Genomic DNA, 22,663 nt, shown 5'->3' with positions numbered 1-22,663 from the left:
AAATTAGAAGGATAAAAATAAGCCCGCAATCGTTGCACTCATTAAGTTAGATAAGCTACCTGCAGCAACTGCTTTTAAGCCTAGTTTTGCAATTTCAGTGCGTCGTGACGGTGCCATCGCGCCAATACCACCTAAAAGGATAGCGATTGAAGACAGGTTAGCAAAACCACATAATGCAAAGGTGACTATTGCCTGAGTATGCGGAGATAACGTGTCCTTGATATTGATAAAATCAATATAAGCAACGAACTCATTAACAACGAGTTTTTGACCTATAAAGCTACCTGCTTGTACTGCTTCATGCCAAGGCACACCAATTAAAAATGCAAGTGGTGAGAATATATAGCCTAAAATGAGTTGAATAGTGATGCCGTCATATCCAGCTAATGAGGCTATGTAGCCAACCAAACCATTCATTACCGCGATTAAACCGATGAATGCTAATAACATCGCACCAACATTTAGTGCTAACTGCATCCCTGAACTTGCACCATTGGCCGCCGCTTCAATGACATTTGCAGGCTTTTCGTTACCTTCTTCATCTTCGTCTGATGCATTCGTTGGCGTCTGTGTTTCTGGCACCATCAGTTTTGCCATTAACAAACCACCAGGAGCGGCCATAAAGGATGCCGCCACAAGATATTTTAGTTCGATACCTAAACTGGCGTATCCCGCTAATACTGAACCAGCAACAGACGCTAAGCCACCTACCATTACCGCGAATAATTCTGAACGAGTCATTCCTTTAATATAAGGACGAACAACTAAAGGTGCTTCTGTCTGGCCTACAAATACATTGGCGGTTGCAGATAAAGACTCTGTTCGGCTTGTTCCCATCGCTTTTTGCAATAACCCACCTAACACGGTGATAACTTTTTGCATGACACCAAGGTAATAAAGCACAGCAATAAATGAAGAGAAGAATATGATAATTGGAAGTACACGCAGTGCGAAAACGAATCCACCATCACCGAATACTTCAAACATCTTCGGTCCGACCAAACCGCCGAATAAGAAATTTAATCCCTCTTGGGCACTATCAATAATAGATTGAACAGCACTAGAAATACCTTCTAGAATACTTTGACCTGCTGGTACGTAAAGAACAAATGCGCCTAATCCTGCTTGCAGCAAAAAGGCAACAACAACAGTTCGAATGTTAATTGCTCTACGGTTTTCCGACATTAAAATGGCGATAGTGATTAAGGTAATAATACCGACTATGCCCATAAGTACATTCATTTAAAATTTCCTATGCTTTTAATTATTATTAATTTTACGCGTGATAATGCATGTAAGTTATTGTCTTGACAACTAAAAAATATTATTTTACGTCAACACACACAAAAAGTGTGTTTAAATATCAATGTTGGCTATAGTAGCCTCTTATGTCGTGGAAATGTGACAAACTCAGGATTAAATAATGAATCCTTGAATAGCATCACAGATTACTCACGAGACGTTCATGCTTTTGTATAAGGATTTTTATGTCTTCACAAACAATCGATTGGCAAGTATTACCTTTCGACAAATTAACGACCGCGCAATTGTATCAGTTATTGCAGCTACGAGTGGCTGTTTTTGTGGTGGAGCAAACGTGCTATTACCAAGAAATTGATGGTAAAGATTTAGTCCCTCAAACTCATCATGTACTTGGTTATAAAGGTGAGGAATTAGTGGCTTATACGCGTGTATTGGCGCCTGGCGTAAGTTACGATAATTATGCGAGCATTGGCCGAGTCATCGTTGATAAATCTTGTCGAGGCACAAACGTTGGTTATGATCTTATGTCACGGTCGGTTGAACTTGCTCAATCAATGTGGCCTAACGCAGCGATAAAAATATCAGCACAAGAGCCGCTTGAAAAGTTTTACAATCAGTTTGGTTTTGTGAAGGCCTCTGACATGTACCTCGAAGATGACATTCCCCATATTGAGATGATTGCTACCGCTAGCTAAGTAATCGCTGTTCGCCGCTGTTCGACGTGTGTTCGGACAGTGGGCTTTACTCCTTTAAAACTCTTAACTTACTGTATAATAACGACTTAAAAGGTTGGCGCGTTTTTTTTTCTTGTCTTGGCGTAAATTCACTTTATACCAATTGCATTAAGTAAGTGATCTTGTTGTGCGTAGAGAAAATCAGCTAAAACAAGGCGCTCGATTGACTAATAGCTGGCTATTAGGATTGAGAGCAACGCCATTTTAGTTAATTTTAACAAGTACAAGTGGGCAAATATTTAATGCAATTGGTATCAAAGTTACTTTGTGGAAACGGTTGGCAATGCCACCGAAGAAATAATTCGTCAAGATTTGCAAAACCAGCTAATTGATTTAGGCAAGAAAGAGAATTTTGGTAATCAGCTGGGGCTCTTTTGAAACTCGGTCGCTTGCGGCCGATTCTTTTATATTTTGTTCAATCTAAAAGGGTTTTGGGCACATGTTCACTGTTCCAGACAGAACATAAGCACCCACATCCCTGTGGGCGAGGCATGAGGATTGATGCTGGGTTTACCCCAGTGAATGACGAATAACGCCGCGCAAAATACTTTTAGGTGAATCCTACGGACAGCATTTGTTTGGGGTTTCTACAAGGCAGAGCCTAATAGTAATCGATGGCGGGCAAGGTATGTCGGAGCAACAATTACAACAGGCATTATTACCTTTCTATACGACAAAACATCAAGGAAGTGGCTTAGGGCTAGCGCTGTGTAATGATATTGTGATAGCTCATGCTGGTAAACTGACCATCAGTAATTTATACCAAGACGGTCAGATTAGTGGGTTACAAGTGGCCATATCTTTGCCTATCAGCAGTAAGGCTGAAGAAAATAGATAGGCCGCAAAGAACTACAGACCCTAATTAATTGCTCCTGAAAAAATCAGAAACTTAGGTTGCCTCAGGCCTGTAGAGTTTGATAATCTTTGTCCATTAGTAGTAAGCCATTTTTCTTAGTGGTATGTTGGCCGTTAGGCATTGGAAGCCTGTCTTGCCAAAATAACGCACTAGAAAAAGGTTGTTAGGCTGTTTATTTAAGGGGCCGCATGGAAAAATTTAATCGTTTATTTACATATAGCGTGCTAGCTATCGTCAGTGTTATTTTCTCTAATACTTTGCAATCTGAACCAATAACAGGCACTAAGAAACAAATAGTGAATGTTGGTTTTATGAGTTCGATTAAAAGAGTGGACGAAGGGAAGTATGTTGGTGCACTGCCAGATATCATGCGAGCAACTGCGTCTGAAGTTAATTTTGATGTCAAACTTCAGCCAATGCCGATAAAGCGCTTACTCAAATCATTAGAAATCGGTCGCCTTGATGCTGTCATTGGGTTGTTTAAGCGTCAAGAATGTGAAGTATATGCCGATTATCTTGCGCTGCCAATTGGCTGGGGATGTGCAAACTTATTTGTTCCCGCGACAAAAAATCAACAAATATCAGGTTCACCATCGTCTTTTAGCCAAAAACGTATTGGCATGTTACGCGGCGCAAACTGGGGGCAAAGGTTAACCGATGTTTTTACCGAGCATCAAGTGTCAAAAACTGATGTTGCTAGTTATAGCGTGTTAGCTAAGATGCTCGATAAAGGACGACTTGACACGGTTGTCGCCAGTACTGATGCATTTCAGTCAGCGGCAAACAAGCTAGATTTTAAACACCAGTTTATCAACTTTCCGTTGTCTAATACTAATAGCCTTGCAATGTCTATTTTAGTGTCTAAGCACAGCAAGTTGGCCTAACAGACTCAGCTAGCAGTTAAACTTAATCAATCACTTGATACATTGACGAATAACGATACGATTCGTCAGATATATCGTCGTCATAACAAGAAATTTGACGAGCATTACATAAAGTAGTTCTCATCATTAGGAAAGGGAAAATAATTCATGGAGCGTTTAGCCAATCTGCTTAAGCAGCCGAAATCTCTGGCTCAGTCGCTTATTGGATGGCTAACAACTATCCATAATCGTTTATGGTCGGGGGTTAGCCAGTTAAATACGCCGCAAAAACTTTATGGTTTGACGTTAATTTTACTGTGTTTTCCTGATCCTAATTGGCCGTTAGTCTGTATTTTTACCTTGCTTGCGCTAGGATTAGAATTTTGGCCAAGATTCACTCGGATCTGGCATTCGTTATTAGGAAAGTCATGCTTGTTGTTTTTTTATGCAATAGTGGCAAATCTCGCGCTGGTTAGTGCCGCATCTATTGTTAATGATGTTTCAGGGATCGCCGCAGAGCACCTTCCATATACCCATAACTTAGTTATTTTAATGTACTTGCCAGTATGGATTATTGGATTTACGTTTCTTGCATTATTGTTTTTGCAAGTTTTATCGCCATTTTATATTTTTGCGATTCTTCTGCTAAGGCCTTTTGGTGTGCGAGCAGTTAAATTTCTTAGTCAATCTAAATTCCCAGTGCTAACAACCCTGATCCGTATGGGACTTTCTTTGGTACTCCTGGTGCAGTTGATAGCACTAAATGAAAAGAACTTTGTTGATATTAGTAAGCAGCTCAATGGTGTATTAGATGGCGTTGTGCAGGAACAAAAGCAAGCTAAAATAGCACAAGAGGATGGCAAAGAAGCGTCGTCTGAACAAACTGTTAATGAGACAAGTGAAGTCGCTAGCCTATCGAGTGAATTAGGCGATAGCGCGTTTGGCATTCGGTTGAATACCGGTGATCAAGAGCAACAAATGTCAATTTATTACAGCTACCGCAATGTTGTACTCGCTAGTCTCAATTATTTTATCTACGTACTTGAAGCCGATAGTTTTTCCCGTTGCCAATTTGACGAACCTGCCAGAGTGGTTGAAATAAACGATTATGAAATGTTAATCATCACTCCGGATGACAGCGCCGCATATGGTTATAGTTATAAAGTAGAGCCGTGTCGTTCAGTGGGTATCAATCAGCCTAAGCCATCTAATTAAATTTTAAAGCGAAATATTTAGACACAGTTTAACCGCAGAATTAACATTAATTTACGTTACAATGTAGTCACATTCTTAAGTGATCATAATTAAATAACTATCATGATAAATTCTTCAGTTTTTTCATCTAAAAAGATTCTTTTAACCGGATGTTTGAGTGTTTTTACGCTAGCCTTTCCACTTTCTACGCTAGCACAAGAAGTTGCCCAAGCAAAGGCAAAGTCAGCACAAAATCATTCTAATTATCCTGCTTCATTCTTCAGTCAATATCAGCCGCAAAACGCGTTCGACATGATAGTTCGTCTCCCTGGTTTTAGCTTTGACCGTGGGGATAATGCTCGTGGTTTTGGTGGCAATGCCGGTAACGTTTTAATCGATGGTGCCCGCCCTACCTCTAAATCTGGTGGTTTGGTTGGTGCACTACAACGTATTCCAGCAGAGCAAGTCGAGCGCATTGAAATCATTCGTGGCGGCGTAAGCGCTGGCGATGCCGCAGGTCAGTCTGTTGTGGCAAATGTTATTAAACGCACTGATATAACATCTGGCACCTGGGCACTCAAATTTCGCCGAGCACCTTTTGGCGATCCAAAACCAAATATTGAAGCGGCTATCAATACGAATTTAGGTGAATGGGAAGCGGTTGCCGATATTGATATTGGTTATGGCCCCAATTTTAGAAAAGCCGTTATCAATAGTTATGATAAAGATAATACACTTCAAGAGTCAGCTTATGAAGAGCGTGAAAATTTGGGGCGTTTTTCATTTACCAATGGACAGATTTCTCGAGATTTTGAGCTTGGTAAATTAACCCTAAATGGTCGATTAGGCAGTGATAAATGGATCAATGATTTATCGCGTAACTATTATAAATTGCGAGAAATCGGCGAAAACGAGCCGGATTATGTGTGGGAATTAGAGCAAGTCAATCGTTTTAGAACCGGTGAATTCGGTGTCGATTGGGTACAAAAACGTGATGATTGGAAGTGGCATAGTTTAGCATTAGGGAAGATCGAAGATCGCAAGAATAAGAGCATTTCAAAGACTAACGAGCGAGATATCACTACGAATAATAGCGTGTATCAGAGTGATAGCTATGAAAGTGAATATATTGTTCGAAACACCTATGGTTATACGGGAAGCAGCACGTTTAAACCAGAGTTTGGCGTTGAAGTCGCTCGAAATTATCTTAATACCAAACAGGTATATATTGAAAATAACCAAGCGGCAGAATTATCCAATGCGACAATCCAAGTGACTGAAAATCGCGCGGAAGTCTTCGCTAGTTTTGTTTATTCCTATAGCGAAAAGCTAACAATTGACGGTGGATTGACCGCGGAGTTTTCACAAATTGAAGTCGAAGGTGATAGTGAAAATAAGCAAAAATTTGACTTTATTAAGCCACGTTTGTCTGCGAATTATAAACTCAATAACGATATGAACTTGGTGGTTAAAGCTGAGCACTCTGTTGGGCAACTTAATTTTTCAGATTTTGCTGCCAGTAATTCTGCTGAAGAAGATCGTAATGTTTCTGGCAATTCAAAATTAAAACCAGAACAAAGTAGCGATTTATCATTTACCTATGATTGGAACTTTAGCGAAAAAGGCAGCTTTAAAATAGAAGCAATGCATAAATGGCGTGATGACCAACTTGAAGAGATCATCTTGGAAAATGGCGGACAAGGCCTTGGTAATGCGGGAACGTCTAAATTGTGGGGCGTAGATGTGTCGCTAAATTTACCAACCGATGGATTTCTTGATAATGGCTTGTTAGAAGTGTCTTATGAGCACGAAGACTCAGAGTTTTACGATAAGATTATTGGCCGTCATCGTCCAACAAGTGGTGATGTCCCTCATGAAGTCAATGTGAGTTTCCGTCAAGACATGGTAGAGCATAAATTTGCGTGGGGCTTTAGATACTGGAGTGAATTTGAAGATACCGCTTATCGTGTTGATGAGATTACAAGTTTTGAAGGTAATCATCGTGGCCTAATATTTGTTGAAACAACCTATTTTGATAACTATAAAGTTCAGCTTGAAGTTAACAGTGTCAATGTTGCCAAATACACGCGTACTCGAGAGTTTTATGAGGGTGATCGCAATGGTGAATATAACGGATATGAAGTGTCTAACCGCCGCAGAGAGCCAGAATACAAATTATCAATTTGGGGTACTTTCTAATACCATTAATTGCATTAAATATTTGCCCACTTGTACTTGTTAAAATTAACTAAAATGGCGTTGCTCTCAATCCTAATAGCCAGCTATTAGTCAATCGAGCGCCTTGTTTTAGCTGATTTTCTCTACGCACAACAAGATCACTTACTTAATGCAATTGGTATAAGTTGATGATGTAAATGAAGAGGAGCCTAATGGCTCCTCTTTTTTTATCTAGAAATAGGCATGTAGATCGGCTTCAAAGCATTTGATATCGTTTATATAAAATGGCAACACGTTTAACATAAGCTTTAGTTTCCTTATAGGGAGGAATCCCTTTGTATCTAGCAACAGTAGAAGGACCTGAGTTGTATGCTGCCGTTGCAAGGCTTATATCACCATTGAATTTATTGAGCATTTTTTGCAAATAGTGAGCGCCGCCATGGATGTTTTCAGATACATCAAAAGGATTCTTCACCCCTAAATAATTAGCGGTTTCCGGCATAAGTTGCATCAACCCTTGCGCGCCTACTTTAGAGACAGCATGTGGGTTAAACGCTGATTCTGCATGAATAACCGCGCTAATTAGTGCGCTATCAACGTTATATTTTTGCGCTGCCGTATTGACTATCGCTTGGTATTTTTTATGCAGAGGCGTCTTTGTCCAATTAACTAATGAATTGGTGCTACAGGCATAACAATCAAATTTTAGTGTTTGAAAATTGTCCACTTTAGGTTTTAGGTCACTAAATACGACCGTACCGTCAGCACGGCGATATTTATATACTTGCTCAGTAGACGTCGTACTGGCCATAAACACTATAGTCATTAGTCCGTAAGTGATATTAGAAATCGACAATGATTACACTCTTTTTGGTTATTTTGATCTAATCTCGCAATATTTCTGCGAGGCCTTTCTTAGTTTTCACGATTGAACAAGAAATGTCACTGATAATTTATTATCATTAGTGCCAATCGTTCACTCCTCTTCATCGTTCATAAAAGGCAACAATGCTTCGTTTATCCCATTTTAATAAACACACCATCAAAGGTGATGTGTTTGGCGCGCTCACTTCAACCATCGTTGCACTGCCGTTTGCACTTGCATTTGGTATTACCTCTGGTGCTGGTGCAAGTGCGGGTATTTATTGTGCCATTATCACAGGTTTTTTTGCCTCACTATTTGGCGGCACCAATGTGCAAGTCTCAGGCCCTAATACGGGATTAACGGTTGCGATGGCGGCCATTCTAACAAGTTTTGTTGCACAATCGCCAGATAATGGGTTAGTTGCCGCATTTACTGTTGTGAGCTTAGCTGGCTTGTTTCAGATTGCTTTTGGATTATTAAAACTTGGTAAATATTTTACCTTAGTTTCTTATCCTGTCATCTCTGGATTTACTTCTGGTATTGGGGTTTTAATATTACTGTCGCAAGTTGAGCCGTTATTCGGCGTGCCAATTAGTCAGTTGTTTGAACAAGCTACCGTGTTTAATCACGCTAATATTGCGATGGGATTAATGTGTTTGGCATTGGTCTATTTTTGGCCTGCTGCATTAAACAAATATGTACCAGGTAGTATCGCAGCTCTTGTATTGGCAACGAGTTACTTTCTAATATCAGATGTAAATATTCCTGTCGTTGGTGCTATAACGAGTGGCCTTCCGTCGTTTTCATGGCCCGTTTGGAATACTGAATTAGCTGGTGAAATGATTAAATCTGCATTGTTGATCGCTACGCTTTCAACGTTAGACTCTCTCATGACCTCCTTAACAGTTGATAGTATTACTAAAGACTTTCATGATTCTGATCAGGAGCTAGTTGGTCAAGGTATCGGTAATACAATCGCAGGATTATTTGGCGCACTGCCCGGTGGTGGTGCAACAATGAGAACGGTCAGTAATTTACGTGCAGGTGGCACAACCCCTTTATCAGGCATGCTCCATGCGGCGTTTATTTTATTGATTGTTAATTGGGGCGGGGAATATACGGCATTTATCCCATCGGTGGTTTTAGCTGCAATCTTAATGAATGTTGGATTAAACATCATTGATTGGCGTTTCTTAAAACGGCTACATCAAGTCCCGTTATTTAGCGCCGGATTAATGTTATCTACCATGGTTATGTCGGTCGTTTTTGATCTTGTTACCGCTGTATTAATTGGTGTGTTTGTGGCGAACTTGGTGACGATTCGACGCTTATCTGAAATTCAGTTGGATAACTTGAATCTTCTAACTGCTGCCGATAATAGCTTATCGGTCACAGAGAAAGAGCTGGTGACCAGCGTAGAGAAAACAGCAACCTTACTTGATATCTCTGGCCCTATTGGCTTCGGCGTGGCACGTGGCTTAAAGCAATGTGTGTCTGACAGTGAGCACCAAATATTGTTAATTAACTTTAGTCGCGCTCGCTTTGTAGGTATTACCAGTACTATTGCGATTGAAGAAATAATCATCGATTCAGAGCAGCAAGGTCAAAAAGTGTTACTCAGTGGTGTTTGCGACCGAGTAATTCAAGATTTTAATAAGTTAAAGTTACTGGATAAAATCGATTCAAAGCATATCTTTACTACACGAGAACAAGCACTACGTTATGTTAATGACAATTTTCGAAACCATTAATAATGGGTTGCGGCGAAAAGTCATTATGACCAAATAACGCATGATGTGATGCGCTAATCTTATCGACTGTTTCTTGCGCCGTTCCTTTTGAAATGGCCATACACATCGGATAAAGCGTGTGGTCATATATTAGTAGTTCTTTTTTAACAAGATGATGCGATAAGTTATTTCTTTTAAAGTACTCAATGAATTGCTCTTGTGATTGTGCAATATAATCTAGCCGGCCATTGAGTAACTTCTCGATATTTGTTGCGTCATAGACTGTTGAATCTAAACTGAAGTTGCTTTTTTGCTGATGTTTCAAAATGTATTGATGCAGCATGCTCTCTTTTACAACACCGATAACCTTACCTGTTGTTTGCGCGAACCTATTGATATGTAAATCTTGACGTGATGCTAATCGAAAGAGATACATATTGCGAGATGAGGCTATGGGGCATACCCAGTGAAAATCGTTTTTTCTATTCGGGATTTTATAAATCGGGAATATGACGGCATTGGCGGTGGTTTTTGCTGAGTGATATGCTCGATTCCAAGGCATCGAACGAATCTTATAATCTAATTTTGAGTGTTTAATGATATCTAAGCCGTTTTTATACATCGGATGACGACTTTGCTTGACAGGATTCATTTCTGTCATGATGATAATTTCAGGCTCATTGGCAGCCAAGACACCGCTGCTAGCAAAGCAAAAAGAAATTGTAAAAAGAAATGCAGTAAAGTTAGTAAGAAAACACCGTTTCATTAGTTACCTCCCATTTATCCACTTAATGCTAAGTTAGCGTAATCATTAATCAATGCCAATGATTATTCACACAATAGGCGTCGTAGAGTCAGTGAAAAGGTAGACTAGGGTCGGTTGATCTTTTGAGTTTATTTTTGCAGCAATTTGTTTGAGGTTTCTTCAAGGCAGAGCCTATGTTGTGTAGCTGGCTCGATAATAGCTCCTGCATTATCCTAATGAGCTACATCCCCGTAGCAATACACGAATAGGCGAAAACGCCGTAGAAATAACAAACAAATGCTGTCCATAAGATTCACCTAAAAGTATTTTGTGCCGCGTTATTCGTCATTCACTGGGGTAAACCCAGCATCAATCCTCATGCCTCGCCCACAGGGATGTGGGTGCTTATACCAATTGCATTAAATATTTGCCCACTTGTACTTGTTAAAATTAACTAAAATGGCGTTGCTCTCAATCCTAATAGCCAGCTATTAGTCAATCGAGCGCCTTGTTTTAGCTGATTTTCTCTACGCACAACAAGATCACTTACTTAATGCAATTGGTATAAATAGCCAAATAGTGTCATCATAAAATTGACTTGAAGAAGGATTAGACATCTTATTGAGCGCCTTAAAAGGCCGAGTCATCGTGGGACACCATGTGTCATTGGATGTCGCATTTTTTCGTCAGGCTGCGAAGAAAATTTACCACCATAATTTGCCTTTTAGTGTCATCGATACTTTGCAAATAGAAGCCGCTAGCGTCAAGGTGAGCACTTTGATAAGCAATTGCTACGCTTAAATAATAGCGCTGATCGTTATGGCTTACCCAGTAGCGATGCGCATAATGCCCTCGGCGATGCTTTAACAACAGCCCAGCTCTTGTTAGCACAGGTTGCGGCAATCGGAATGCCCTCTTTAACGTTGAAACAGTTGTTAAAATTCAGCCATTAAGGTCATATTTTAGATTTAGTTTTCTCTCTAATCTTGCTATTGTCTGTAGATAATTGATCGATTGTGAGAGGGTGTAATGACAAAGGTGTTAGACGCCGCTTGGCATACTTGGATAGACGATAACCTCGCGCGGGGGTGTGACAAAATTGAACTTCGGGAGATATTATTTAAAGAGGGTTTTAGCCAACAACAAGTTGATAAAGCGATAGCTCCACAGCATTTCCTAAATCCAATCAAGAAAAAACAGACAGTGAAGCAAGAGCTCGCTGATCGGCACGATGGCGCTGATTATAATGCGTTGGCAAATATCTCGGTGGTGAATTCCCCAAAGCCTCAGATCACGCCTTTTGATAATTCACTGATCCAGCTCTTTCAATGGGATGATTTTTTGTCGGCAGATGAGTGTGAAAAGTTACTGACGATCATTGGTGATAATTTACGTCCGTCAACAGTGACGCAATTCAATGGCGATGATGCCTTCAGAACGAGTTCAACTTGTGATTTATCGCTTCTTGATAATGAGTTTATAGCCCAGATTGATCAGAAGATCGCTGCTGCACTTGGTATAAACAGATCACATTCAGAAGGTATTCAAGCGCAACGATATCAAGTTGGTCAACAATTTAAAGCCCATACTGATTATTTTGAACCTCATACCAATGAATATCTCCAATTTGCCCAACGTGAAGGCCAACGGACATGGACATTCATGATTTATTTACAAGATACGCCTAAAGGCGGCGGCACTAAGTTTGTCGATCTACGCCATACATTCTATCCAAAGGCCGGACAGGCGGTAATATGGAATAATTTGGATGAAAATGGCTTTCCAAACCCACATACAATACATCATGGTATGCCAGTGGAAGAAGGTGAAAAAATTATTATTACTAAATGGTTTAGAGCGAAAGGCGAAGGAGAAATGTTTGCGGGATCTAAGTGTTAAATAACTCACCTATTTAAAATAGGTGAGTTCAAACGAAACTTGATGATTATTTGGGGTCTTGCTCTGCGTTGTGGGTATCAACTAAATCAATAAGATCTTGTGCACTGCCTAAGATATGTTCTTTGAGGACACGGCAAGCACCTTCAATATCGCGTTTTTCGCACAGTGATAATATTTCTTGATGTTGCTGTTCTGCACGAGGAATACCACCTTTTTGCATCAAGTGTAATCGAATATAACGATCGCAATTTGAATTAAGGTTTTGAACGATTTCCATGGTATTTGGGCGATCAGCTGCAAGGTAAAGGCTGGTATGGAACTGAGTGTTTAAATCACTCCACAGATTACTTGAATTTGTATGATGAAATGACTCTTCAAGCTGTTGTAACATTTCTCGAGAATTTTCAATATCTTGAGCAGTCATTTTTTCGATTGATTTTGCCAATAAATCCGTTTCTAATAAAGCTCTTAGTTCAAATAGTTCACGTACTTGTGAGCTAGATAATTGCGCCGCAGTGGCTCCTTTATGCGCTTCGAATTTGACTAAACCTTCTGCCTCCAATTGCAGTAATGCTTCTCTGATCGGGATTCTACTTACGTTGAGTTCAGCGGCTAACGCGCTTTGACGAAGTGGCGTTCCAGCTTTGATATCACCAGATAGGATGCGCTCTCTTAATACTTCAACGACCACTTGGGTGCGGGTTTTATGGACGATTTGAGAATTGTTATTCATTATAGTTATCAGTCGATTGCCATTTTTTACGGTTACTATTCATAGTAGACCTTTTTGAGGAAAAAGATAAGAACAAGATAACTAAAAAGAGGCAATAAGTGCCTCTTTTTGATTATATCGTATATTAATCCGACGAATAAATTGGCTTAAACAATAACTTGTGGGTTGGTTGCACCGTCTTTAATTTCTTCAGGTTGAAGTGCAATTGGCATGTTCTGTAAGCAAATAGGACGCGTGAAACGATTGATTGCTTGACTGCCCACGGATGTTGTTTGTGGCGCTGTCGACGCTGGATATGGCCCTCCGTGCTGCATCGAGTGGCATACTTCAACACCTGTTGGGAGTTGATTAAACATTAGGCGACCAACGCTTTGCGCAATATCATCAACCAAGTCAATGTAATCAAGTAATTCATCGTCGCTGCCAAATACACTTGCCGTTAGTTGTCCGGTTAGTGATAAAGCAAACTCACCCATTTGTTCATCATTGTCACAAATAACCACTAATGCACAAGGACCAAATACTTCCTCTTGTAAGGCAGGCTGAGCGATAAAGTCGCTTGCTGAGACGCTAAATGCGTTAGCTGAACTTTGACAGTCGCCACTGCTAGCGCCGCCGCTTGCAATATGCGTTAACGATGGATTCGATAACAACAAATCTACCTGACGATTGTAAGTCTGTGCAATACCTTTGGTGAGCATAGTACCAGCTGATGATTCGCTAATCGCGTTAGCAAGCGTTGCTAAGTAACCTTCAAGACCATCTGAGTTTTGGACAATAACGAGTCCAGGCGATGTACAAAATTGGCCGTGGCCCATAAGCATCGATGCGACTTGGTTATTGGCTAAAGACTGGGCATCGCTCGCTAATTTTTGTGGCAAGATGAACTGAGGGTTCGTACTGCCTAGCTCGCCAAAGAATGGAATAGCTATTGGACGCTCCTGAGTTAGCTTGTTGAGAATATCCCCCACTTTTTGTGAACCGGTAAAACCAACCGCTTTAACTTGTGGATGTTGCACCAATTGCTGAGCGACTTGTGGTGTTGTAGATTGTACCATATTAAACACACCAGCTGGCATGTCACAGATGTCTATTGCCCGTTGAATCGCATGACTTACGAGCTCTGTTGTTGCTGGGTGGGCTGGGTGGCCTTTTACAATAACACTACAGCCTGCCGCCAACGCTGATGCGGTATCGCCACCTGCCGTTGAAAAGGCCAGTGGGAAATTACTTGCCCCAAAGACAACAACTGGCCCAAGTGGCGTGTTGGTTAAACGGCTGTCACCTTTAGGCAATGGTTGACGCTCTGGTTGCGCATGGTCAATAAATACAGGGCTAATAGGATTAAGCAAATTGTTGGCAAATGCGCGAAGCTGGCCACATGTTCGGCCGCGTTCACCTTCAATACGCATTTGTGGTAGTGCTGTTTCACTCATTGCCGCGTGCACTAATTGTTCACCAAGGTTTTCAATCTCGCTAGCGATAGCATTGAGTAGTGCTGCGCGCTGAGCGGCGCTTTTACGACGATACTGGCGAAATGCGTCATTGGCGCTAGCGACGGCGCTATCTGCATCATCAGCACTTGCCTCGAAAAATGTCCATGGATTAACGTCGTCTGTGCTTGGATTAGCACTGGCGAATGTCGCTGTAGTGCTGTTAACCCATTGGCCATTAATTAGATGTTTTCCTGTAATCTCAATCATGCGATTTCTCTCTTAGTAATGTTAGTTGCTCTCAATTGTATACCCAAGCTACATGAAGATGCTCGATTTCAGCAAGTCGAGAAGCGCGCCAAATACTAGGCATAAGATGTGTCATTAAGTCATTCCCGATAACTGCTCCTGCGTTATCCTAATGTTCTACGTCCATGTAGAAATTAATAAATATCTTATAACGACGTAGTTGGTCGCTTATCGCCTTGCCCTCTGGGAGTTCGGGTAGGAAACGACTACCGCGTTATGATTCATAATCAGGGAATAACCATTAATTACAAATCATGCCTTGTATTCGATTCCTACCCGAGCTCTGAAACATGCAGCTTCAAGTGGCTTGGGTATATACATACAATTGATGTTATATGACCTGAAATCCCATAGCGTAGGGATCTTCATCATCAACAATAATTTGGTTAAAACCAGTGACACGTGCCCAGCCTTGAATACTGGGCATAATGGCTGGGTAATCTCCAACGTTGGTTACTGACTCAACTTTTCCGACAAATTGACTGCCAATGTAACTTTCGTGGACGTAGCTATCGCCTTCTTTTAACAGTCCTTTGGCAAAACGCTGAGCCATACGCGCACTGGTTCCTGTGCCACAGGGCGATCTGTCGATGGCTTTATCACCGTAGAAGACAGCGTTGGCACCGTCACTGCCATCACTTTGAGTACGACCAGTCCACAATAAGTGGCTAATGCCATTAACGGTTTCATCATGAGGATGGGTACAGCTTAATTGCTCGTTAGCTGCTTTTCTAACGATGTTGCTCCAATGAACGATTTCGCTGGCGCTCCAGTGCTCAATGCCTGGAAAATTTGCTTGTGGCTCTACAATACAATAGTAATTGCCACCATAGCTGATATCTACGGTTAATTGTCCCAGCTCTGGCACCTCGATGACTTTGTCTCGGTGCGCAAGGTAACTGGCGATATTGTAAATTTTTACCCACTCGACTTTATTGTCTGTTTGTTGATATTCAATACGTATTTGACCCGCGGGTACGTCGATAATTAATTGCCCAGGGATCTTGGGGGTTAATAGACCTTGCTCTATTGCACTGGTAATCGTGCCAATCGTGCCATGACCACACATCGGTAAGCAGCCACTAGTTTCTATAAATAGAATGCTGGCGTCACTATTGTCTGAACACGGCGGATACAAGAACGAGCCTGACATCATGTCATGTCCACGTGGTTCGAACATTAACGACTGGCGGATCCAATCGTGATGAGCCAAAAAATCCTGCCTTTTTTCACTCATGGTTTGGCCCTTTAGATGAGGGTGACCACTAGTGACAAGGCGTACTGGGTTGCCGCAAGTATGGGCGTCAACGCAAAAAAAAGTGCCTTTTTTCATCGTTAGGTTCCTAGACAATAAAGCTGAGCACGGTAATTCGCCACAGCCCTGACTGTTTTATTATTGTTATCTTTATTAGGCAGTATTAGTCCAACATCAACATAGCTAAGTCGATGCGTGTCGCTAGTTCACCTGCCTGTTATTCATGGATAAATTCCTTGGTTCTAATGCGAGGTGACGGATTAGCAATTGTATCCATTGTACGATTTGGATATATTGTATACAATTTCAAGGCTTTGCCAAGTTCTAAACGTAAAATTGGTAATAATGAAACACTAAAGTATTGGATACACGAGGTTTTTAATGAAAATAGATGTAGATAAGTTCAGCCATTTCAAGCATTTTCATACAATTGATGCACATACTGAAGGTGAGCCATTGCGTATTATTACCGGTGGTTATCCAGAAATTGTCGGTAGCACCATGTTAGAGAAACGCCGATATTTACAAGATAACCTCGATCAATATCGACAGATCTTAATGTTTGAGCCGCGTGGTCACGCAGATATGTACGGCGTTCTTATCACGGAACCTGTCACGCCTACTAGTGATTTTGGGGTTCTATTTTTACATAATGAAGGTTATAGCAGCATGTGTGGTCATGGCATTATCGCTGTTTGTAAAGTGGCCGTTGAAATTGGACATATTACACCGTTGTCATTCCCACATAACATCAATATTGATAGTCCTGCTGGGCTTATTGCTGCAACCGTTGATAAAAAGCCAAATGGTGAACTAGATGTTTGGTTTGAAAATGTTGCCTCCTATGCCCATGCACTTAATTGTCATGTAGATGTTGAAGGATTTGGAGCAGTAAACTATGACATAGGCTTTGGCGGTGCTTATTACGCCTATGTTGATGCTGACGCCATCGATGTAAGTTGCAACCCCAGCAACGTAACTCAGCTCATTGATTTAGGGCGACGCATTAAACATGCAGTAATGGCCAGTACTGAGATTAAGCATCCTCGCGACGAAGACTTAGGTTTTTTATACGGCACCATTTTCTATTCCTCAAAGACAACGCAGCCTGATGCACATTCTCGTCATGTGTGCGTATTCGCCGAGGGTGAAGTTGATCGCAGTCCAACAGGCACTGGAGTTGCAGGTCGCATTGCGCTTTTACATGCAAAAGGTGAGGTTGCTCATCAGCAGCAAATTACCATCGAAAGTATTGTAGATGGTCAAATGAAAGTAACAGCACTGCCATCTAATAAGTTTTATCAGTATGACGCAGTAACCCCCAAGGTTCATGGCCGTGCATGGATAACAGGAGTTCACCAGTTTATGCTCGATCCGACCGATATTTTTCAGCATGGTTTTATCTTACGATATGGTATTAAGGGTGATTTTAAATGAAATTAGTACAACGTGTTGCGGTTATTGGTGGCGGAGTCGTTGGTATTAACACCGCTTATCAATTACAAAAACAAGGGTTTGACGTGACTGTTTTTGAGCCTAATGAAATTGCCAGCGGTGCATCGTTTGGTAATGCAGGACATTTTGCGACAGAACAGGTTTTTCCATTGGCTGATCCGGCGTTATTACTTCAAGTACCTAAGATGTTGTCTGATCCCCTAGGACCGTTTCGTATAAAAACAAGTTATTTACCCAAGGTAATGCCATGGTTCACGCGATTCTTATTGCAAATGAGCTCCGACAATCGTCAATCGAATACGCGCCATATTAAAGCCTTAAATGAAGCAGCCATTAGTGCTTGGAGGCGCGTGTTAAATGATGCATCGGCATCTGAGCTGTTGGTTTTAAAGGGATCGTTATTAACGTTTGAGCAAATAGAACGAGATAATATTGATGAACTGATCGGCTCTTTTAAAGCACAGGGAGTGAGTGCGGAGTTTGTCAGTGGTAAAAAACTGGCGAGCCTAGCGCCGCAACTTAGTGAATGTATTCAAGGAGCTATCTATTTTACTGAGGTTGGCCATACGCCTGATCCCCAAGCATTAACAACGTCAATATGTGACTTGTTTAGTCGTCTTGGCGGTTGTGTTATTAATGAAAAGGTCATTAATATTACAGATGAACCTCGCCCCATTGTGACGACGGAGCAGTCAGAGCAAGCGTTCGATAAAATAGTCATTTGCGCTGGAGCTTTTTCAAAGCCATTAGTTAAACAACTGGGATATCGTGTGCCATTAGAGACTGAACGCGGTTATCACTTAATGTTACCGATTGAAGTTGGTCTCGATTGTCCTATTGCGTCAAACGATAGAAAGTTCATTATGACACCAATGAATTCAGGGCTGAGGTTAGCAGGCACCGTTGAATTTGGTGGCAATGATTCCAAACCTGACTATCAACGTAGTGATATGTTGCTCACACATGCTAAAGCAATGTTAAGTAAAGCGCGGTGTCCACAACTTCATGAGCTGGAATTAGAACACCTAAAAGACTACATGCGTTGGATGGGACGACGTCCGTCATTGCCTGATTCATTACCTGTGATGGATAGAAGTCCTCATAACCCTAGTGTTTTCTTCAATTTTGGACATCAACATTTAGGGCTAACTTGGGGAGCTATCTGTGGTGAATTAATGGCGCAGTTAATAACAAACGAAATACCAAAAATTGATTTAACGGCCTACCGGGTTACACGATTTTAGCCTATTGTGCGCTTGAATAGTGAAATGATGCGTATTTATGCGTAAACTACCGAAAAATTTTGTTGGATAGTTTTATGAATACGCCATTTCAATTTAAAACCTCGTTTAAACTTGATAAAGCCCACTTTGCGCAATGCTTTGATGATTCGGTACCTGAACGTAGTGCGGTTCAAAAATATCGTAACGCGGCAATTTTAGCGGTGGTAGGTGTTCTGTTGCTGCTGGTTGTAGGCACTAATCAATATGCAGCATTCTTTGTTGTTGTATTGGCAGCTGTTGAAGCACTAAGTGTTTACTACAAACGCACATGGTGGTTGTGGCGACAAATGCTATCCAAAGCTTATAATCATAAAATTGATCTAATCGTTGATGATGACGGAATCACAACGCAATCCTTTCATGTTAATAGCCAACTTAACTTTGTTAATGTTACGGAAATTAAACAAAGCGAAACTGGCATGATGTTAACGCACAACGTGGGTGTTAGTTATATTTCGAAACACTGTTTGTCAGAAGAAGCCATTAGTTTTATCACTGATAAAGTAGCGTCTTAACTTTAAGTCCAGTCGAATATGTAACACGTCATTGTTTTGTCATAAAAATAATGACTATTTTCATTGTTTAAAATTGTAGCGAAGGCGATTTTACGCTAGTCTATGCACGTTATTTTTTTATGAGAAATATTCTTATTTAAAAACATTATTATACAGCCTTACACGGACGTTATCTGCCATCACATTATACTTTCGCATGTCGACAGCGAATTACGTCTAATTAAGTTTCTGTAATGATATTGCTTACTGATTATCTCAATCAATAAGCATAATTAAACGCCGTAATCCTATTGATTACGCAATGATAGAGCAGCGTTTTGTTGCTCGAATTTAATATCCCCAAACATGGAGTAATAAACAATGGCAGATTGGGAACAAGAACATCAAGAAGCAACACAAGGCCCTGCGGAAACTGCACCAAGTGCAAAGGGTGAAGTTACCTTAAATGACTATCAATTTAACTTTGGTGATTACCTAAGTAAAGGTTGGAAAGTTTTTGCACAAAACATGGGTGGATTTATTGGCTTTACGGTTGTAATGCTTTTAATTTCGGTTGTATTAAGTGTGATTCCAGTGATTGGGCAAATCGCTAATCTTGTTATCAGTGCCCCGTTGATGGCTGGTTATTACGTTGTTGCTCGCAAAGTAATGAATGACGAAACTACGTCATTTGGTGACTTCTTTGGTGGGTTTGATCATTTCTTACCCCTATTTTTAGCATACCTTGTATCAACAATTTTCGTCATGGTTGGTATGTTTTTATTATTAATTCCTGGTATCTACCTAGCAATCGGTTACATGTTTACGTCGTTAATTGTTATTAACCGTGAGCTTGGATTTTTTGAAGCAATGGAATTAAGCCGTAAGTTAATTACCAAGAAATGGTTCGCCTTCTTCGGTTTTGCTATTATTATTATGCTAATCAATGTTGTTGGTTTAATGCTTTTAGGCTTAGGTTTACTATTTACTTTACCATTCACAGTGTGTGCAATCGCTGTCGCTTACGATGATATCGTTAACAAGCAACTAGCTGAGTAATTTTATAAACTCGAGCAACTTTAAATAGCTTGGGTTTGATTATACCAATTGCATTAAATATTTGCCCACTTGTACTTGTTAAAATTAACTAAAATGGCGTTGCTCTCAATCCTAATAGCCAGCTCTTAGTCAATCGAGCGCCTTGTTTTAGCTGATTTTCTCTACGCACAACAAGATCATTTACTTAATGCAATTAATGGTATTACTTAAAACCCCATCGGAGGTAATGTCGATGGGGTTTTTTATTGCCTGTGGTTCGTTAATTGTTGCAGCGCTGTTTGGCCGTGTTATGCTCTGCGTTTATACGTTGTATGATGAATAATACCAATTGCATTAAATATTTGCCCACTTGTACGTGTTAAAATTAACTAAAATGGCGTTGCTCTCAATCCTAATAGCCAGCTATTAGTCAATCGAGCGCCTTGTTTTAGCTGATTTTCTCTACGCACAACAAGATCACTTACTTAATGCAATTGGTATAATTAGGGTTAATTAATGAGTAAAGAACAACAATACCCCATTGGTGATGAAGGTGAAGCCTGGTTAGATTCACATAAGGCGCAGTGGTTATCGCAACAGTCAATTAAGCGCAGCTTTTTTGATGATGTGATGAGTAAGGCCCATAAGATAAGCGCTGAACCTTTGGTCAGTGAGCAACTAACGCTGGTTCAATATGGTGAGCTTAGTTATTGTGATGTGATTGAGGGTGCGAGTGACTATCCGTTGTTAGTGTTTAAATCCAAACATTGGCATGGTGATAAGAAGACCTTGTTAGTCACTGGCGGCGTGCACGGGTACGAAACCAGCGGTGTACATGGTGCTTTAGCGTTTGCTGAAACTGCTCATGAGTTTACAAATGTTAATGTGCTGGTGGCTTTTTGTGTAAGCCCGTGGGGCTATGAGACTATCAATCGCTGGAATCCAAGTGCCATTGATCCTAACCGCTCATTTTATCAAGGCAGTCCAGCGCCAGAATCAGCGGCATTGATGACCTTTGTTAAATCACTCAATACCACCATTGATATTCATGTTGATTTACACGAAACCACAGACACTGACAACAGTGAATTTAGACCTGCGCTTGCTGCTCGTGATGGAAAAATTAACACTAATTGGAATATTCCAGACGGGTTCTATTTAGTGGGGGATACCATTAAACCGGAACCGGAATTTCAACGTTGTGTTATTGAACGTGTCGAAAAAGTAACTCACATTGCACCAGCCGACGATAATAATTGTTTAATTGGCGTGCCTCTTGAGCAATTTGGTGTCATCAACTATGCCACTGTCGAGCTTGGTTTGTGCGCAGGTTTTAGCAACGCAACCTATTGCACCACAACAGAAGTCTACCCTGATAGCCCATTGGTTGATGATGAAAACTGCATTGCAGCACAGGTGGCTGCGGTTGTTGGTGCGCTTGATTACGTCTTAAATCAGACACACTAATCAATATATTAACAATTGAATATTGTATCCAATGTTGTGGTTGGATACACTGACCTCATTATTGATGAATAGGGCGCTTGCCTTAAATGAGGAAAGATTGTCAATAATGATACGAGCGAGCCACCGATAAATGACGATCAGTTAAATCTTCAGCTCAATGATTTAGATGAACGTTATGTTAGATTATCACTGCGTGTCGGTCAGCACAGCGAATATTTTGTTGATGCGTATTATGGCCCTGATTCATGGCGCCCACATAGCATCAGCGACTCTTTATCATCGATTGAAGCGCAGCGCTGTGCATTGATTAGTTCACTAGAAACACTTTCTGTTTGAGCATTATCTAGCTTAGATCAGCGTCAACAATTTCTAACTATTCAAACAAAGGCATTACTGTTTTATATTGAACAGCTTCAAGGCAAAACATCCACTTATCAACAAGAATACGAGCGGCTCTATGACGCAAATGTACCGAGTTATAGCACAGTTCATTTTGATAAAATTCTACAACAGCTGGAACAATTAGTACCCGGCGAGGGAGAGCTTAACCAACGTATCGCCGAATATCGCGAGCAATTTATTGTACCGCCAGAAAAATTATCACAAGTATTTGATGTCGCCATTAGTGAAGCCAGAGAGCGAACGTTGAAGTATATTGAATTACCTGAATGTGAAAGCTTTGATGTACAACTCACCAATAATACCATATATGCATTAAGTAAGTGATCTTGTTGTGCGTAGAGAAAATCAGCTAAAACAAGGCGCTCGATTGACTAATAGCTGGCTATTAGGATTGAGAGCAACGCCATTTTAGTTAATTTTAACAAGTACAAGTGGGCAAATATTTAATGCAATTGGTATAACCAAGT

At 40.7% G+C, this 22,663-nt stretch carries 19 protein-coding genes; 13 read left to right on the top strand and 6 right to left on the bottom strand.

All coding sequences use genetic code 11. The features are described 5' to 3' along the window. Positions 1 to 3: 3 nt before the first annotated feature. Entirely contained in the window at positions 4 to 1,242 is a 1,239-nt protein-coding gene (locus tag ACMAZF_RS12955; RefSeq protein ID WP_435274220.1) for a NupC/NupG family nucleoside CNT transporter, read from the bottom strand. 245 nt (positions 1,243 to 1,487) lie between these two features. Here ACMAZF_RS12955 and ACMAZF_RS12950 point away from each other — a divergent pair, with 245 nt between their 5' ends. From ACMAZF_RS12950 to ACMAZF_RS12930, 5 genes are all read left to right on the top strand, one after another. Beyond that, positions 1,488 to 1,958: a GNAT family N-acetyltransferase gene (locus ACMAZF_RS12950; RefSeq protein ID WP_435274219.1), complete on the top strand. Its 471-nt coding sequence runs from the start codon at positions 1,488 to 1,490 to the stop codon at positions 1,956 to 1,958. 613 nt (positions 1,959 to 2,571) lie between these two features. Further along, positions 2,572 to 2,835 (top strand): ATP-binding protein, encoded by a 264-nt coding sequence (locus tag ACMAZF_RS12945; protein ID WP_435274218.1) that lies wholly within the window; start codon positions 2,572 to 2,574, stop codon positions 2,833 to 2,835. 206 nt (positions 2,836 to 3,041) lie between these two features. Further along, positions 3,042 to 3,737 carry a substrate-binding periplasmic protein gene (locus ACMAZF_RS12940; protein ID WP_435274217.1) on the top strand — a complete coding sequence of 232 codons (696 nt, stop codon included), beginning with the start codon at positions 3,042 to 3,044 and terminating at the stop codon, positions 3,735 to 3,737. 147 nt (positions 3,738 to 3,884) lie between these two features. Further along, positions 3,885 to 4,931, top strand: coding sequence for a hypothetical protein (locus ACMAZF_RS12935; RefSeq protein WP_435274216.1), 1,047 nt, complete (start codon positions 3,885 to 3,887; stop codon positions 4,929 to 4,931). Positions 4,932 to 5,033: 102 nt separating this feature from the next. Then, a complete protein-coding gene (locus ACMAZF_RS12930) occupies positions 5,034 to 7,109 on the top strand; it encodes a TonB-dependent receptor plug domain-containing protein (RefSeq protein WP_435274215.1) in 2,076 nt (691 codons plus the stop codon). A 235-nt stretch (positions 7,110 to 7,344) separates the two neighbouring features. On the opposite strand, the gene ACMAZF_RS12925 is transcribed toward ACMAZF_RS12930, so the two are convergent. After that, positions 7,345 to 7,914, bottom strand: coding sequence for a lytic transglycosylase domain-containing protein (locus ACMAZF_RS12925; RefSeq protein WP_435274214.1), 570 nt, complete (start codon positions 7,912 to 7,914; stop codon positions 7,345 to 7,347). 182 nt (positions 7,915 to 8,096) lie between these two features. Between ACMAZF_RS12925 and ACMAZF_RS12920 the strand changes: the two genes are divergently transcribed. Continuing rightward, a complete protein-coding gene (locus ACMAZF_RS12920; RefSeq protein ID WP_435274213.1) occupies positions 8,097 to 9,704 on the top strand; it encodes a SulP family inorganic anion transporter in 1,608 nt (535 codons plus the stop codon). Here ACMAZF_RS12920 and ACMAZF_RS12915 read toward each other — a convergent pair. Then, complete coding sequence (locus ACMAZF_RS12915; RefSeq protein WP_435274212.1) at positions 9,679 to 10,449, bottom strand: substrate-binding periplasmic protein; 771 nt, start codon at positions 10,447 to 10,449, stop codon at positions 9,679 to 9,681. The two genes, ACMAZF_RS12920 and ACMAZF_RS12915, sit on opposite strands and share 26 nt — an antisense overlap. 1,008 nt (positions 10,450 to 11,457) lie before the next feature. On the opposite strand from ACMAZF_RS12915, the gene ACMAZF_RS12910 reads away from it, so the two are divergent. After that, positions 11,458 to 12,327, top strand: coding sequence for a prolyl hydroxylase family protein (locus ACMAZF_RS12910; RefSeq protein WP_435274211.1), 870 nt, complete (start codon positions 11,458 to 11,460; stop codon positions 12,325 to 12,327). Between the two features lie 46 nt (positions 12,328 to 12,373). Here the strand turns inward: ACMAZF_RS12910 and ACMAZF_RS12905 are convergent, their stop codons facing one another. The 3 genes from ACMAZF_RS12905 to ACMAZF_RS12895 all read right to left on the bottom strand — a co-directional run bounded on the left by ACMAZF_RS12905 (position 12,374) and on the right by ACMAZF_RS12895 (position 16,135). Beyond that, complete coding sequence (locus ACMAZF_RS12905; protein ID WP_435274210.1) at positions 12,374 to 13,060, bottom strand: GntR family transcriptional regulator; 687 nt, start codon at positions 13,058 to 13,060, stop codon at positions 12,374 to 12,376. A gap of 146 nt (positions 13,061 to 13,206) precedes the next feature. Beyond that, on the bottom strand, positions 13,207 to 14,763 hold the full coding sequence (locus tag ACMAZF_RS12900; RefSeq protein WP_435274209.1) for an aldehyde dehydrogenase (NADP(+)): 1,557 nt from the start codon (positions 14,761 to 14,763) through the stop codon (positions 13,207 to 13,209). Positions 14,764 to 15,133: 370 nt separating this feature from the next. Continuing rightward, positions 15,134 to 16,135, bottom strand: coding sequence for a 4-hydroxyproline epimerase (locus tag ACMAZF_RS12895; RefSeq protein ID WP_435274208.1), 1,002 nt, complete (start codon positions 16,133 to 16,135; stop codon positions 15,134 to 15,136). A 303-nt stretch (positions 16,136 to 16,438) separates the two neighbouring features. Between ACMAZF_RS12895 and ACMAZF_RS12890 the strand changes: the two genes are divergently transcribed. The 6 genes from ACMAZF_RS12890 to ACMAZF_RS12865 all read left to right on the top strand — a co-directional run bounded on the left by ACMAZF_RS12890 (position 16,439) and on the right by ACMAZF_RS12865 (position 21,794). Next, on the top strand, positions 16,439 to 17,494 hold the full coding sequence (locus ACMAZF_RS12890; protein ID WP_435274207.1) for a proline racemase family protein: 1,056 nt from the start codon (positions 16,439 to 16,441) through the stop codon (positions 17,492 to 17,494). Continuing rightward, on the top strand, positions 17,491 to 18,756 hold the full coding sequence (locus ACMAZF_RS12885) for an NAD(P)/FAD-dependent oxidoreductase (RefSeq protein ID WP_435274206.1): 1,266 nt from the start codon (positions 17,491 to 17,493) through the stop codon (positions 18,754 to 18,756). Before ACMAZF_RS12890 ends, ACMAZF_RS12885 begins: the two co-directional genes overlap by 4 nt. A gap of 74 nt (positions 18,757 to 18,830) precedes the next feature. Then, positions 18,831 to 19,310, top strand: coding sequence for a YcxB family protein (locus tag ACMAZF_RS12880; protein WP_435274205.1), 480 nt, complete (start codon positions 18,831 to 18,833; stop codon positions 19,308 to 19,310). A gap of 360 nt (positions 19,311 to 19,670) precedes the next feature. Further along, positions 19,671 to 20,348, top strand: a complete 678-nt coding sequence (locus ACMAZF_RS12875) for a hypothetical protein (protein WP_435274204.1) — start codon at positions 19,671 to 19,673, stop codon at positions 20,346 to 20,348. 187 nt (positions 20,349 to 20,535) lie between these two features. Further along, on the top strand, positions 20,536 to 20,670 hold the full coding sequence (locus ACMAZF_RS12870) for a hypothetical protein (RefSeq protein WP_435274203.1): 135 nt from the start codon (positions 20,536 to 20,538) through the stop codon (positions 20,668 to 20,670). A 173-nt stretch (positions 20,671 to 20,843) separates the two neighbouring features. Beyond that, positions 20,844 to 21,794 (top strand): M14 family metallopeptidase, encoded by a 951-nt coding sequence (locus tag ACMAZF_RS12865; protein ID WP_435274202.1) that lies wholly within the window; start codon positions 20,844 to 20,846, stop codon positions 21,792 to 21,794. Positions 21,795 to 22,663: the final 869 nt, after the last annotated feature.

Origin of the sequence: Psychrobium sp. nBUS_13, assembly GCF_051201665.1 — a bacterium.
Lineage (GTDB): Bacteria > Pseudomonadota > Gammaproteobacteria > Enterobacterales > Psychrobiaceae > Psychrobium.
This window is presented reverse-complemented; position numbering and strand designations above follow the sequence as displayed.

Coding starts and splice junctions, on each gene's coding strand:
- ACMAZF_RS12955 (WP_435274220.1), bottom strand. CDS start 1,242: ATGAATGTACTTATGGGCATAGTCGGTATTATTACCTTAATCACTATC.
- ACMAZF_RS12950 (WP_435274219.1), top strand. CDS start 1,488: ATGTCTTCACAAACAATCGATTGGCAAGTATTACCTTTCGACAAATTA.
- ACMAZF_RS12940 (WP_435274217.1), top strand. CDS start 3,042: ATGGAAAAATTTAATCGTTTATTTACATATAGCGTGCTAGCTATCGTC.
- ACMAZF_RS12935 (WP_435274216.1), top strand. CDS start 3,885: ATGGAGCGTTTAGCCAATCTGCTTAAGCAGCCGAAATCTCTGGCTCAG.
- ACMAZF_RS12930 (WP_435274215.1), top strand. CDS start 5,034: ATGATAAATTCTTCAGTTTTTTCATCTAAAAAGATTCTTTTAACCGGA.
- ACMAZF_RS12925 (WP_435274214.1), bottom strand. CDS start 7,914: ATGACTATAGTGTTTATGGCCAGTACGACGTCTACTGAGCAAGTATAT.
- ACMAZF_RS12920 (WP_435274213.1), top strand. CDS start 8,097: ATGCTTCGTTTATCCCATTTTAATAAACACACCATCAAAGGTGATGTG.
- ACMAZF_RS12915 (WP_435274212.1), bottom strand. CDS start 10,449: ATGAAACGGTGTTTTCTTACTAACTTTACTGCATTTCTTTTTACAATT.
- ACMAZF_RS12910 (WP_435274211.1), top strand. CDS start 11,458: ATGACAAAGGTGTTAGACGCCGCTTGGCATACTTGGATAGACGATAAC.
- ACMAZF_RS12905 (WP_435274210.1), bottom strand. CDS start 13,060: ATGAATAACAATTCTCAAATCGTCCATAAAACCCGCACCCAAGTGGTC.
- ACMAZF_RS12900 (WP_435274209.1), bottom strand. CDS start 14,763: ATGATTGAGATTACAGGAAAACATCTAATTAATGGCCAATGGGTTAAC.
- ACMAZF_RS12895 (WP_435274208.1), bottom strand. CDS start 16,135: ATGAAAAAAGGCACTTTTTTTTGCGTTGACGCCCATACTTGCGGCAAC.
- ACMAZF_RS12890 (WP_435274207.1), top strand. CDS start 16,439: ATGAAAATAGATGTAGATAAGTTCAGCCATTTCAAGCATTTTCATACA.
- ACMAZF_RS12885 (WP_435274206.1), top strand. CDS start 17,491: ATGAAATTAGTACAACGTGTTGCGGTTATTGGTGGCGGAGTCGTTGGT.
- ACMAZF_RS12880 (WP_435274205.1), top strand. CDS start 18,831: ATGAATACGCCATTTCAATTTAAAACCTCGTTTAAACTTGATAAAGCC.
- ACMAZF_RS12875 (WP_435274204.1), top strand. CDS start 19,671: ATGGCAGATTGGGAACAAGAACATCAAGAAGCAACACAAGGCCCTGCG.
- ACMAZF_RS12870 (WP_435274203.1), top strand. CDS start 20,536: ATGCAATTAATGGTATTACTTAAAACCCCATCGGAGGTAATGTCGATG.
- ACMAZF_RS12865 (WP_435274202.1), top strand. CDS start 20,844: ATGAGTAAAGAACAACAATACCCCATTGGTGATGAAGGTGAAGCCTGG.